Raw genomic sequence first — 13,911 nt, forward strand, 5'->3', positions numbered from 1 at the left:
CAAGGAAATTTTTGAAAGCGTTGCTTCGCAACGCTTTCAAAAATTTCCTTGTGGTTCGTTTGAGTGCAAAGCGCTGTAAGAACTCGCTGATGAGGATCTTGCATGAAACTGGGCGATCGCTAATTCATAAATTGCTTCGAGTCTTTGGGCATGGATATCGAGGGTAAATTCTGCGTGAAATAGCTCGTTACCAGCAATACCGATCGCACGAGCCTTATCAAAATTATTTGCCAAATCGGTAATTGTGGCGGCTAACTGTTCGATATTATGCGGCTCCACCAAAATTCCTGTTTTCCCATCCTCAAGATGTTCAGGAATGCCACCGACCGCACTAGCAATCACGGCACGGAACCTCGCATAGGACTCAAGGGTCACCAACCCCGCAGGCTCTGGCCAAACACTAGGGAAAATCACCGCAAAACTTTGACGGTAAAGGTTTTCTAATTGCTCGCGCTGACACCAACCATGCCAAGTAATGCGATCGCCCAGATCTAAATCCTCGGCGAGCTTTCTGACCTGAGGCATTGCCCAACCCTCCCCCGCAATATCCAGATGAATTCTTGCATCCAATCGAGGCATCGTCCGCAGCAACCAGTCCAGCCCCTTTTCAGGAACGATCCTGCCTGCAAAGAAAATATGCTGTCGATCGTGGATGGGCTTTTCTAAGGGCAGGTGGGGACTTGACGGCTTGGCAATGCCACATCTGACAGTTACGACTTGGGAGGCGGGTAGCCCATTGGCGATTAATTGCGATCGCACGTAATCGCTATTCGCGATCGCCGTAATTCCCAATCCTTTGATTTCGGCAAATTCACCATAGGCTCTGCTTAAATTATTAATAATTGTCTGGGGGCGGCGACTGCCGCAACCATCGATTAAATGTCCCCAAGTACATCCTAAAAGGGACATTTGGCGATCGCAGACCGCCTTCTGGTTGGACAAATACTTCGAGCCACTAGGGCAATAGATATTGTGATTGTGCAGGGTATAGACCGCAGGACATTGATTGTTTAAGCTTTTTAATAATGCCGCATCATGAACATGCAGCAATTTGCATTGACTTTGATCGATATCATCCAAAGAGTTAACTATTTGCGGATCGTATATTTCTGGCAATGAAATCAATAGTCCATTTAGATAAGACTCAATTCCCCCAACGGAGGCGATCGAACATGTGGAGCAATGCTGAATCTTTTTCATTTGGAAAATTTCATTTGGAAAATATTAATGTAAATATGAACGAAGCGATTCAAATCCTATTTAATCCTAAAACTACAGCAATTTTCCCAGCGATCGCGGTAACAATAATTTCAACAATCGCCGCATTCCTCCCAAACTCAGTCGTTTTGATAAAGGATGATACTTGCTGAAATAAATATCGAAAGCTTGTTTTTTCTTCCCCAAGTTGATCGACTGTAAAATCGCGATCGGAGCGGCTCTATTTAGTTCGTGCTCTCTTGCCCAAGCGATATCCTCAGTAACTTCAGTATTTAGAGTTAAGTAGAAAGCCTGAGCAGCCGCATCATCACTAGAACTTTTAGATACAGATATATTACTCAGACGGTATTTAGCAGTATATTTATCCAAAAAAAAGAAATTCGAGTACTCAAGGCTTAATCTGAGACTAAAATCAAAATCTCCACCCGTGCCTACCTCTTCATAGGAGCGCCAACGAATAGCTCTAGCTGCCGATGCTAAAACCATAAAGCAGTCATTGGGAAATTGATGCAGTAGAGCAGCCTCGATCGAAGACTTTTGCAAACCTACGCGATCGCTAGTTCGGAAGAACATTTGATTGAGATTATGGCTTTGCTCTAGATCAACTTCCCCTTCTTCAGACATTATGTACTGCTTACCATAGGCTGCAACCAAATCAGGATGAGTATCCCAACAGCTATGTAAGTCTTCTAGGGCATTGGGCAAAAGCAGATCGTCATCATGCAAAAGCACAATTTTATGTTCTTTAGCTTTGTCATATAAGAAATTGACATTTCCTGCTTGTCCGAGAGAAGGAGAGTGCCTCGTATAATAGATAGGGATTTCACAGTTTTGTTTAATATCTAAAACCACCTTCTCAGTAACATCATCGCGAGAGTCATCGCCTATGATAATCTCACTCGGTTGCAGGCTTTGTTCTAGGGCTGAATGCAAAGCTTCCCTAAGAAATTTTGGTCTTTGATATGTAGGAATACATACAGATATAGATGGTTTCATTGGTTTTTCTGGCTAGTTATATATCAATCTTAAATTATTGGGAAGACAGAATGAATGCTCAATTCTCATCGTATGTGCTTGAATTTCTCGCAATTCATTTATAATTACTATGTCTGAAAAGTAGAAATTATACCAATCTAAAATGATTTTCAATTTTAGATTGGTATACAATAACATAGTCTAGATATTTAGCTAACCTCCAATCAAACGAACTGCAAATAGCGAATCCTTTGGATTGTTTTTATATTTTGATTCTAATAGCTATAATAAAATTTCATAAATGCCTAGATAGCTGTACATATTACATTAAGCAATTTATCTTGAGATATTTACACTGAAGTTTAAATACGCATTAATAACTCCGAATACTCTTTGCATTTCTACTACTTAAATATGATAAAAACAACTTGTCTGATTAATAGCTTTAACTACAAAAATTATGTCGGTGAAGCCATCGAAAGCGCCCTGTCTCAGACTCACCCTTTTGATGAGATAATTGTGGTTGACGATGCCTCTAGTGATGGCTCTGGCGATTTTTTGCAAAGTGAATACGAACAAAATCCAAATGTAAAAATCATTGTCCACGAAAAGAATAAAGGGCAACTAGAAGCAGTAACTACTGGGTTTTTACAATCAACAGGTGACATTATTTTCTTTCTAGATGCAGATGATATTTATCATCCACAGTATTTAGAAACTGCTTTGAAAATATATAGTGATAATTATAACTGTGATTTTTTGTTCTGTAAAATGGGTTGTTTTCAATTTAGTCAAGAGAACTATACCCCCCCATCGCAATTACAATTTTCTCATTATAAGGATTATGTTCAAAATCGGGGCTATTCTGCAATTCTGACGCTCGAAGAATATGCTTTTGTCGGTAGCCCTAACTCAGGAAATTCTATTAGGAGAGAATATTTGCGTGAAATTTTACCCTGTACTTGTATCGGTGGCTATAGGATGTGGACAGATAATTGTGTTCTGTTTGGATCTTCAATTTTGGGGGCGCGGAAATTCTTCATCGATCTTCCTTTAGTTGGTTACCGTAGGCATTCTGAAAACGAGTCTAACAATTCATTTTATTTAGATAGATTCAAGTACTATCAAAGCCAATTTGCAACAATCCGCTTTTTCACATTTATGATCGAAAAAGCTAATTTAGATAGTTTACAAATTTCTAGATTGGCTCCCTACGAATTTAAAACTATCGACAATCCAACTTGGGAGTTGTTTTTTACTTATCTGAAGATTATGTTACGCAATCCATCTAGCGTACCCCTAGTATCCCCTTGGATACCAAGTAAATTTTATGGTTTTGCCATAATGTTGAAGCATATGCTTAAAACAAGTAAAAGAAGTATCTAAAAAAATAACTAAATATAAAATCTTCAAACCTTTGACTTGCTCGCAGCCTGTGAGATAGGTTAGGATTTATAGAACGGGTCAGGAACATCACTAAATTAAATAAAATAGACTGATATATATCAGCTATATATCAGCAATTCTCATTATGAAAATTTTAGCTTGATTTAGCGGCTGTTATTGAAAATTATTACAATAGCAATCCTTAAAAAGCCTATGTCCTCGTTGACAATTTGACGGTTTGGACAAAGCAAAAGTCATAATGAGAATTGCTGGGTATTTGTAATACATTACGAAGTAAAGCGCAAAGTATTGTAAGCGATCGCTCGATTACGCCCCTGATGTTTCGCTGCATACATCGCTTGATCGGTATAGGAAATTAGATCTTGAGGACTTCGTTCCGATGTCGGCATCAGGCTAGCGACTCCCATACTCAGGGTGACATATTCGCTTACATCGGAATTATCGTGAATAATGGCGAGATTGGCGATCGCGGTTTGAATGGATACGGTGACCTTTAGCGCCCCTTCGACATTGGTATTGCTCAAGATCACAGCAAACTCTTCGCCACCATAGCGAGCAACCAAATCCGTTGGGCGATGGGTGACTTTAGCAATTTCCTGTGCAACTCGAATTAAACAATCATCACCGCCCTGATGTCCATTGCTATCGTTGTAGCGTTTGAAATAGTCAATATCGATCAGGATAAGCGATAGAGTGTTTTGTTCTCTCTGATGGCGTTGCCATTCTGTGGTTAGGTAATCATCAAAGCAACGACGATTGGCAATCTTGGTTAATCCATCTAAATTGGCAAGCAATTCCAACTTATGGTTTGCTTCCTGCAATTTACAATTTAGCTCCTGTAAAGCTAGCTCTGTTTGCTTGCGCGTCGTAATATCGCGAATCGCGATCGCAAAACCATCACCTAACTTTACGGCGACATAGTGATACCAAGAGGAATCACCCGCTGGATAGTAAAAATCTTCATCTAAAGATGCGCCAGTTTCGACAACTGTCACAAGGCGATCGAATAATTCTGGTGCAAGCTTTTCGAGCAGTTCTTTGATGAATAACTTACCGATGACATCTTCTCGGTTGCGGCGCAGGGCTTTAGCAATAACAGGATTAACTGCTAAGCAGCAAAAATCCTGAATATCGCCCGTAATCGAATCGCGGACTGCTTGCATAGCCGCAATTCCATCTAATGCAGTATTTAAAATGCCAGAAAGAAGCGATCTGGATTGATAGAGGATTTCTTCAATTTCCTTGCGTTTGACAATTTCCGCTTGCAACATTCTATGTTGCTTCCGAATCGTTAAATGAGCTTCTAAACGAGCCACGACTTCGGCGATATGAAAAGGCTTAGTGATATAGTCCACACCACCCAGTTGAAATGCTTTTAATTTGTCAAAGGCTTCGTCTAAAGCACTGATGAACAGAATGGGAATATGACAAAGTTCGGGATCGGCTTTAAAAGCCTCACAAACTTGATATCCATCCATTTCGGGCATTTTTACATCTAACAGAATGAGATCGGGAAGTTTCGATTTTGCCGTCTTGAGCGCTCTACTTCCACTGATGACACTACGAACTGTGTAACCAAGTTTAGAGAGGGAATCAGTCAACAATCTCAAGTTTTCTGGTAAATCATCTACCAATAGGATGTTACCCTTTGACTCAGATAGAGAATCAAAATTCACTAAGTCTTGGTTAATTGATTGGTTCATGGTGCGATCGCCTAGGACAATAGCTCGACAATTTCATCAAATTTATACTGACGATTATATTTTTTGAGGATTTTTACTAAATACGATTCTGGGTTGGGGATCTCTTGAATCAGTTCTTTAACGCGATTACTATCAGCTTCTATGACGGCTTGGTACAATTGCGCCCGCCATTCCTCGGACATTATAGCTAAATCTTCAGAGGCTAATAGGGGATCTGGGTGATCGGCAATAGGCTCTTCCGATACTAGCTCCTCGTAAATATATTGCACCTCTAAATGCTTAGCGATCGTTTCAAAAATCGTACTTTCTTTAAAGGGTTTACGCACAAAATCATCGCACCCTGCGGAGAGCACGATCGCTTTTTCCTCTTCTAATACGCTGGCAGTTAAGGCAATTACTGCCGTAGCATTTCCTTTCGTTGTGGACTTAATATATTTGGTCGCCTCGTAACCATCCATCACGGGCATTCGCATATCCATCCAGATTAAATGCGGTTCCCACTCATCCCAGATCGCGATCGCCTCGCGTCCGTTACTCGCTTCTTTGATTTCAAAGCCTAAAGGCGCGAGAAGTCCGATCAATAATTGCCTGTTAATGGCTTTATCATCGACCACCAAAAGTTTATAGGTCGGTTGATTGGGAGCGATCGCAATTGCTCGTCGGGAATAGACATCTCCCTTGCCAGTTTCTTTACCCAATTGCGCCTGAATTGAGAATTTAAAAGTCGTCCCCTTACCCAATTGGCTCTCGACCGTAATATCTCCTCCCATTAATTGGACAAACTGACGGCTAATTGCTAATCCTAGTCCCGTTCCCTCTTGAGCCGCTCGACCAGATTCTGTTTGACTAAAAGCCTCAAATAACTTGGCTAACTCTGTAGAGGCAATACCCACTCCCGTATCGCTAACGCTAAAGTTTATAGTATAGAAAGTATATTCTTGATAATCTTTGAATCCTTGACATTCTATAGCGTTGACCCTCAAAACCACTTCGCCTTGATGCGTAAATTTAAGGGCATTACCCAATAAATTCAGTAACACCTGACGTAATTTCACACCATCCATATAGATGTAATGGGGCAAATTATCCCCTCGCGCAAAGATTAACTCTAAACCTGCATTTACCGCTTGCAGATGCAGCATATCTTCCAAATCGTTAAGCAATTGATGGAGGTCAACATCATTGAGATTAAGAGTAGTTTTCCCCGCTTCAATTTTAGAAAAATCCAACACATTATTAATTAACGTTAGTAAATATTCGCCGCTATGCTGAATAATTCCTGCATTTTCATACTGTTCAGATGGCAAATGTTTCGTGCGTAACATAAGCTGGGAAAATCCAATAATTGCATTCAGGGGCGATCGCAACTCATGGCTCATATTGGCAATAAAGGTACTTTTAGCTTGATTGGCAACCTCCGCATTGTCCTTAGCAATCACTAGCTCGGCGGTGCGTTCTTCCACCCGATTTTCTAAGGTTTCAAACGAGTTTTTTAACTCCGTTGCCATTTGATTAAAAGAGTCAGACAAGGTTGCTAATTCAGTAATATCTTGAAAGCCTAAAAGCCCCTGTTCGAGCGTAGATTTTTGCCATTCTTGCTGCGCTAAAGTCTGACTGGCTTGACTTAATTTCTGGATCGGCTTGGTAATTCGACGAGCCGTCAAAATACCAATTCCAATTGCGATCGCCAAAGTAAAACCACATAAAACAATTGTCCATTGCGTGTTTGCCTGAATTTCTGCCATAAAATCAGATTCAGGAACGATCAAAACCGTTAACCAATCCAAATCCACTTGATCTTGAAAGGGTGCAATTTGAATAAAATATTTCCTGTTATCAATAATTACACTGAGATTTTGGCTATTTTTGATTTGATGGAAATCAGTAAAATAATCTTTTAAATAAATAGCCGTTTTTTGAAATACTAAATTATTACTATTAATAATATTTAAACGCTCTAGTTTGGGGAGCCTATTATTACTTGGATTCTGTTTGGAGTTAGTTGCAGATGATTCGGGTGTTAATAGAGCTTCATCAGTAGAACTATCGATCAGTAATCCTTCTCGATCTATAATAAAAGCTTGACCAGTTTTGCCAATTTTTAGGCTTTTTAAAAATCCCCCCAGTTGTTTTAAAGATACGGACGAACCCACAATCCCTTGAAAGACATTGTTGCGATCGTAAAAAGGCATAAAATTTAAAGCAACGAAGACAGATTTATCAGTCTTAATGCGCTCGACATTAATTATCCAAATTAAACGATTGGCATTTTTAGCTTTTTCATACCAAGGGGCATTAGGGGGATATTTATGGGTGTCAAATTTATTGGAACTTCTAACTAGTTTAAGTCGATTTCCCTGATCGTCAGCAATATAGCTATTAAAAAAGTAATTAGTTGACTGATCTCTAATACTAATTGTCTGGGAATTATCATCATTTTTTTGTAAGATCAAAAGATCTTTTTGCTCCGTAATAACACCTAAAGAACCAATACCATCAAAGGCTTGCAGTTGCTGTCGAAAGTATTTCTCTAAACCAGCAAAATCTTGCCAAGGAAGCAGATCGAGTTTAATGGCGTTAGCATTATTTTGGAGCACTTCCGTAGGTTTACGGAAGTAATTTTTTAGATTTTCGTGAATGCGATCGCCCACCTCATTCATTAAAGATTCAGAAATATTGTCTACAGCTTTTTGCCCACTACGATAGGAAAGAAATCCTACCAAACCCACAGCACCAATAATTTGCAATACAAAGGGAATAATTAATATTAATTTGAGAGAGGTCTGGTAATTTCTTTGAGGTTTTATGCAGCGATCGCTATTCATGAATTTTAATTCTGGGATTGGATTAATAATACACTTAAGTAGCTAAGCATAAATAAACTTAAAATCCAAAAGTATTTGCCATCCATCTAGGGATTAGCAAAGGCTCTAGTTTTATTCTTTAACGATGCTGAGGTGCTGACATAGCTATGAATCCTTATTTTATTATCTTCTTAAAATATCGCATACTTAATAATGTAATAGTTTGCTTTCTCCCTTTATATTAGTGTGCCTGATTTCTAAATTTTGATTTTATACTAGGTTAAAATCTGCCGATAGGAACAGATAGAAATAGATAAAAATAAATACAAATAAGTGGGCTTAATTAAATAGAAAAATCTAAAACCTGCATCGCAAGTTCTTCCAGATTGCTACTTAATACCAATTCACAAAAGTGTGACAACACTTTTGTGAATTAAACACCAAACCCAGTAAGGTTTTGAGATTCCCAAAATGGCAACGCCATTTTGGGAATTGGTATAAGTCTATGAGTCGATCGCCCTATATTAAGTAGCTAGGCGCAATTAGATATAAACCCCTAAAAGCTGTAATGCAAGCGCAGCTTGCGTTATAGCTTTCAAAGCTGGGTTTTAGCAGTCTTAAACATTTATAGTTAAGCCCTAAAGATGAGTGGCGGCACGAAGCGCCGCCACTCATCTTTAGGGCTTTGATTTACATTACAGGTTATGATTTTCAAACGGATGATGGACATTCCTGCCTTAAATCAACTGGGCTGAGGCTGATTATTATTCAAGTCAGATCGGGAAGTGCCATATATACTGAGTATTGTATTTATAAAAATTTTTTCTAGTTTCAGACTACTTTTAAATCATCCATCTAATATAAATACGAGAGTTGAGATTCAACCTTTTGGGGCGATTTCTAAAACTTCTTGGGGATTCCCACGTAAGGGCGATCAAACGTAAATTTCTAGCAGCAAAAACTTATGACTAGCCTCAAAAATGTCCTTGAGGAAATCGTTGTCGTAGAAGCACAAGCACAACTCAAGCAAATCAGCCAACCCATACGTGAAGCAATTAACCTGAGCGAGGTGGCAGCCTTTGCCCTTAATCGATTGCCCGTGCTCTATGCCAGTACTAGCCGAGGCTGGCTACAACAGCGCAAACGCGCCCATAGTGAACTAAAAAATCAAGTAACGAGTGCCGTCCAGCAGGCTTTACTTGGCATAAAGCGCGATCCTTTGAGAAAGTCCACCAAACTCGCCGCTAGTAAAGTAGAAACGCCAGCCCATGTTTTATCTAGATTACAAAAACTGTTTAGTAAGCTATCTTTACAATGGCAGGATGTACCACAAGCCTTTCAAGAAACCCTTAACCTCGTAAGCCATTCACAGGATTATGTCGGTTTGAGTATTAACGATCGCCATCGCTTGCAAGATATTAAAGGTTATCTACAACGTAAAAATCCCCAGCAATCAAGCGATCGGTCAAGCGATCGGGATTGGCAATATCAGGCTGATTTACCGAATCCCGAACTTAATTCTTATATTATTTCCGCTTCTTATTTTTTGGTAAATGTTTTAGAAGATCTAGCTATAAGAGAAGTCAAAAACCAACTGACCTATATGGCAAATGTTTTGCCTCGCAAAGTGGGAGTTGATGATGTCTGTGCCTATGTTCTGAACCGACTACCCGCCATGTATGCCACATCGGAGCAGGGTGTAATTTGGCAGACCCAAAAAGCTAAGGAGCAGTTATCCAGTCAGATTGAGTCAACGGTAATTCAATCTTTAATGACTCTCGGCAAAACACCGCGACGCTTAGCCGATCCCATCCCATTATTCAAATTTGAAGAAGAATGCGAAAAAGCAATTAATGAATTACGCATGATTTTTCAGCGCGATGATATCACATGGAAAAATATTGCCTCCTTAGCGGAATATGCCATTAATAATGAGAAGCAAGGTATCAGTAATTGGCGGCAGCAATGGCGAATGCTCGGACAAATCTATAGTGAAATGTATCTAAAACCTGGGGATGCGGATTTATCACTAGCTTATAATGACGATGGCGAAGTACTTATTGTAAAAGCACATACCAAACAAGCTTTTGGTTGGCTAGCCGACAATCCGAAGAATTTAGGAATCAGCACCTTGCGGCTTTTTCCTGCGGTCGCGGAGATCGAGTTGTATGGATTTTTTCTCGATTTTTCAGTTAGCTATACGCGCGAAGAGATGGCAGCCGATGGCATTATTTGAATTTGATCTGTATTTGATCTGCATTTGATCTGCATTTGATCTGTAAGCGTTTGAAGAACACAAGCAACGACAGCTATAAAGCGGTAAAGTAAAGCCAGATCTAAAAATTTGTGTTTATGTCCTTTCAACGTTCTAGTGGCATTTTATTGCATCCCACCTCGCTACCCAGCAAATTTGGGATTGGGGATTTAGGAGAGGGAGCTTATCAGTTTATTGAGTTTTTGTCGCGGAGTGGTCAAAAGCTGTGGCAAGTGCTGCCCCTTGGCCCGACAGGATACGGGAATTCTCCCTATATGAGCTTTAGCGCGATCGCAGGTAATCCCTATCTGATTAGTCCCGAACTGCTCGCCAAACAACATTTACTAAAAGAAGAGGATTGGGCAGATATTCCTGAATTCGATCGAGATCGCGTTGATTTTGAGACTGTGATTCCTTACAAGCGGAAGCTTCTAGAACTAGCCTTTAAACGCTTTCAGCAAGGATATCTCGATCAAGAGCTTCAGCATCATCACGATTTATATTTAATTCAGGAGCTGTTCAAAAAGTTTTGCATCGAGGAAGCTGATTGGCTAGAAGACTACGTACTATTCATGGCACTGCACGAAGAAAATACGGAAGTGCTTTGGAATAATTGGGAACCTGCGATCGCCAAACGGGAACCGCAAGCATTAGAACTAAAACGCATAGAACTCAAAGATCGCATTGAATTTCAAAGATTCGTCCAGTTTATCTTCTTCGATCAATGGCTGAAACTTAAGCAATATGCCAATATGCGAAACATCAAGATTATTGGCGATATTCCCATCTATGTATCTCACAATAGTGCCGATGTCTGGGCAAATCCCGCCAACTTTGCGCTCGAGCCCGAAACCTACGAAGTAGCACAGATGGCAGGGGTTCCACCTGACTACTTTAGCGAGACAGGTCAGCTTTGGGGAAACCCAGTCTATAACTGGGAATATCTCCAAGAAACGCAATTTGCATGGTGGATCGATCGCTTTCGCTTTTTAAATCGTTATGTTGATATTATCCGCATCGATCATTTCCGAGGATTTGAAGCCTTTTGGCAAGTTCCCGCTGGTGAGGAAACGGCGGTGAATGGAGAATGGCAAGTTGCCCCAGGTACGGAGTTATTCACGAAATTGCGGGAAGTGATGGGCGAACTACCAATTCTTGCTGAAGACTTGGGTGTGATTACCCCAGAAGTTGATAAATTACGTGATGATTTTGGCTTCCCTGGAATGCGCGTCCTCATGTTTGCCTTTGGCGGTGGTTCCGATAATTTTCATCTACCCCATAACTACGTACGTAACAGTGTCGTCTATACAGGAACCCATGACAATGACACTGCCGTAGGTTGGTGGCAAAGAGCGAGCCAATACGAAAAGGATTTATTTTACAAATATATAGTTGGCTATGCCGCTGGTGAGCCAATTAACTGGGTACTCGTTCGGATGGCAATGGCAGCGGTATCCCTAATTGCGATCCTTCCCCTACAGGATGTCCTTGGTCTCGATAACAGTGCAAGGATGAATATTCCAGGGACGGCAACAGGGAATTGGGGATGGCGCTATCACGATCCCGAGCTACTCAATCCCTCTCTCAGCGATCGCCTCCTGCAAATTACCCAACTCTACAGCCGTTAAGACGAATCCCCCCCAGAGATGAGTGGCGGCGCTTCGCGCCACCACTCATCTCTGGGGGGGGATCCTAAGCAAAATTTATGTTGCTATATTTAGGAAATTGCTAGTTGTAGCTACAGTCACTTGACTTAGGACAAATCAAACCCCAAGAATTGATTGGCGGCGCGAAGCGCCGCCAATCAATTCTTGGGGTTTATGTCCTATTAGACTTGGCGACAGCTATATCAAAATTACCAGCACATCAAAATTACCAGCACATAGGGGCTTGGCAATTCTTACCAAACCTCTATCTTAGTCCTAGGAAACTTGACACAAAATTTGGTATGACAATATATATCTATCATTAACAAATTTCACAAACGATTCACATAAAGTCGTTTTGCCACAAAACAATGTCTTCCCTTGCCTTTGAAGCGCTATTCATTATTTTGCTTGTTATTGCCAATGGCATTTTTGCCATGTCTGAGCTAGCAATTATCTCTGCCCGCAAAGTACGCTTAGAACAATGGGCAAAAGAAGGAAACGCAAACGCCAGATCCGCCTTAAGACTAATCAGCTCTCCCAATAACTTTTTGTCAACTACCCAAATAGGCATTACTTTAATTGGGATTTTAAGTGGTGCTTTAGGTGGTACAACTGTGGCAAAAAGCCTTAAGGAATTGCTAGATACGGTAGTCGTGCTAAGACCCTACAGTGAATCCCTTAGCTTTTCCATCGTCGTTGGCATTATCACTTATCTCTCTCTGGTACTCGGTGAACTAGTTCCCAAGCGGCTAGCCATGAGCAATGCGGAAAAAATTGCCTGTGCAGTTGCCCCATCGATGCGATTCCTTGCCAATATTGGGACACCGATTGTTTATTTGTTAAGTACATCAACAGAGGCTTTACTTAGTCTATTAGGAATTCAAGCAAACGAGGAATCTCAAGTTACGGAAGAAGAAATCAAAGTGATGATTGCTCAGGGTGCTGAGTCAGGAATGTTTGAAGAAGCTGAACAGGACATGGTCGAGCGGGTATTTCGCTTAGGAGATCGCCCGATCAAATCCTTAATGACTCCCAGAACCGAGATCGATTGGTTAGATGTGGATGCTCCCTTTGAAGAAACGCAGCGAGAGGTTTTAGCCAGTGGACATTCACGTTTCCCCGTTGCCAGAGAAAACCTTGACGACTGTGTTGGCATCGTCGAAATTAAAGCCTTTCTCAATGCCAGCCTTCACGGAAATCCGATCGATTTAGTTAAAGTTAGCAGTCCACCCCTATATGTAGCAGAAACGGCAAGCGCCTTAAGTGTTTTGGAGCAGTTCAAACAATCTGGCGATCGCGTAGCGATGGTCACCGATGAATATGGTGGTGTTGAGGGATTGGTAACCCTAACGGACTTATTAGAAGCGATCGTGGGCGATCTTCCCTCTAACGATCGCCAAGGCGATCCCGATGCCATGCAAAGAGAAGATGGTTCGTGGCTGATCGATGGCATGGTATCAAGCGATCGTCTCAAAGAAATCATCGAGGTAGAAGAGCTCCCCTATGAAAAAGATCATAATTACCATACTTTAGGGGGGCTAATGATGACCTATCTCCGCCATATTCCTATGGTAGGAGAACATTTCACTTGGGATAGAATTCGCTTTGAAGTTGTGGATATGGATGGAAATCGTGTTGATAAAGTATTAGTAAACATATCGCCCTTAGAATTGGTTCTAGACAACGAGCAAAAACAAAACCCTAAGAAGTAGTTTTCAAGCCCTTCTAAAACAATTCTCAAGCAATTCTAATTTTTCCTAAGTATCTAGGAATTAAATATATAGCTACCGCCAGTCTTGTTAGAACAAAATTAAAGCCCAAGATCGTGTTGTCGCGCGGAGCGCGACAACACGATCTTGGGCTTTATACCAATTCCCAAAATGGCAACGCCATTTTGGGAA

The 13,911-nt window shown here is 40.8% G+C and carries 8 protein-coding genes; 4 read left to right on the forward strand and 4 right to left on the reverse strand.

Features of this window, described 5'->3' with window-relative positions; genetic code table 11:
• Positions 1 to 36: 36 nt before the first annotated feature.
• Together AC805_RS17165 and AC805_RS17170 are read right to left on the reverse strand one after the other, a co-directional pair.
• A complete protein-coding gene (locus AC805_RS17165) occupies positions 37 to 1,200 on the reverse strand; it encodes a glycosyltransferase family 4 protein (RefSeq protein WP_055076517.1) in 1,164 nt (387 codons plus the stop codon).
• Between the two features lie 72 nt (positions 1,201 to 1,272).
• Complete coding sequence (locus AC805_RS17170; protein ID WP_055076518.1) at positions 1,273 to 2,214, reverse strand: glycosyltransferase family A protein; 942 nt, start codon at positions 2,212 to 2,214, stop codon at positions 1,273 to 1,275.
• 393 nt (positions 2,215 to 2,607) lie between these two features.
• Between AC805_RS17170 and AC805_RS17175 the strand changes: the two genes are divergently transcribed.
• Positions 2,608 to 3,579 carry a glycosyltransferase family 2 protein gene (locus AC805_RS17175; protein ID WP_055076519.1) on the forward strand — a complete coding sequence of 324 codons (972 nt, stop codon included), beginning with the start codon at positions 2,608 to 2,610 and terminating at the stop codon, positions 3,577 to 3,579.
• A gap of 287 nt (positions 3,580 to 3,866) precedes the next feature.
• Here the strand turns inward: AC805_RS17175 and AC805_RS17180 are convergent, their stop codons facing one another.
• Both AC805_RS17180 and AC805_RS17185 read right to left on the reverse strand, forming a co-directional pair.
• Positions 3,867 to 5,303, reverse strand: a complete 1,437-nt coding sequence (locus tag AC805_RS17180; RefSeq protein ID WP_197278780.1) for a diguanylate cyclase domain-containing protein — start codon at positions 5,301 to 5,303, stop codon at positions 3,867 to 3,869.
• A gap of 11 nt (positions 5,304 to 5,314) precedes the next feature.
• The gene (locus AC805_RS17185) at positions 5,315 to 8,128 is read right to left on the reverse strand and encodes a hybrid sensor histidine kinase/response regulator (protein ID WP_055076520.1); all 2,814 of its coding nucleotides are present in this window, start codon (positions 8,126 to 8,128) and stop codon (positions 5,315 to 5,317) included.
• 943 nt (positions 8,129 to 9,071) lie between these two features.
• On the opposite strand from AC805_RS17185, the gene AC805_RS17190 reads away from it, so the two are divergent.
• The 3 genes from AC805_RS17190 (at position 9,072) to AC805_RS17200 (ending at position 13,722) form a co-directional block, all read left to right on the forward strand.
• Complete coding sequence (locus AC805_RS17190) at positions 9,072 to 10,343, forward strand: late competence development ComFB family protein (RefSeq protein WP_055076521.1); 1,272 nt, start codon at positions 9,072 to 9,074, stop codon at positions 10,341 to 10,343.
• A gap of 116 nt (positions 10,344 to 10,459) precedes the next feature.
• Positions 10,460 to 11,989, forward strand: coding sequence for a 4-alpha-glucanotransferase (malQ, locus tag AC805_RS17195; RefSeq protein WP_055076522.1), 1,530 nt, complete (start codon positions 10,460 to 10,462; stop codon positions 11,987 to 11,989).
• Positions 11,990 to 12,378: 389 nt separating this feature from the next.
• Positions 12,379 to 13,722: a hemolysin family protein gene (locus AC805_RS17200; RefSeq protein WP_055076523.1), complete on the forward strand. Its 1,344-nt coding sequence runs from the start codon at positions 12,379 to 12,381 to the stop codon at positions 13,720 to 13,722.
• Positions 13,723 to 13,911: the final 189 nt, after the last annotated feature.

The organism is Pseudanabaena sp. 'Roaring Creek', assembly GCF_001402795.1.
Taxonomy (GTDB): Bacteria; Cyanobacteriota; Cyanobacteriia; order Pseudanabaenales; family Pseudanabaenaceae; genus Pseudanabaena.

Bases quoted from the DNA above. Each gene is read 5' to 3' on its own strand.
- AC805_RS17165 (WP_055076517.1), bottom strand. From the start codon at position 1,200: ATGAAAAAGATTCAGCATTGCTCCACATGTTCGATCGCCTCCGTTGGG.
- AC805_RS17180 (WP_197278780.1), bottom strand. From the start codon at position 5,303: ATGAACCAATCAATTAACCAAGACTTAGTGAATTTTGATTCTCTATCT.
- AC805_RS17185 (WP_055076520.1), bottom strand. From the start codon at position 8,128: ATGAATAGCGATCGCTGCATAAAACCTCAAAGAAATTACCAGACCTCT.
- AC805_RS17170 (WP_055076518.1), bottom strand. From the start codon at position 2,214: ATGAAACCATCTATATCTGTATGTATTCCTACATATCAAAGACCAAAA.
- AC805_RS17200 (WP_055076523.1), top strand. From the start codon at position 12,379: ATGTCTTCCCTTGCCTTTGAAGCGCTATTCATTATTTTGCTTGTTATT.
- AC805_RS17190 (WP_055076521.1), top strand. From the start codon at position 9,072: ATGACTAGCCTCAAAAATGTCCTTGAGGAAATCGTTGTCGTAGAAGCA.
- AC805_RS17175 (WP_055076519.1), top strand. From the start codon at position 2,608: ATGATAAAAACAACTTGTCTGATTAATAGCTTTAACTACAAAAATTAT.
- malQ (WP_055076522.1), top strand. From the start codon at position 10,460: ATGTCCTTTCAACGTTCTAGTGGCATTTTATTGCATCCCACCTCGCTA.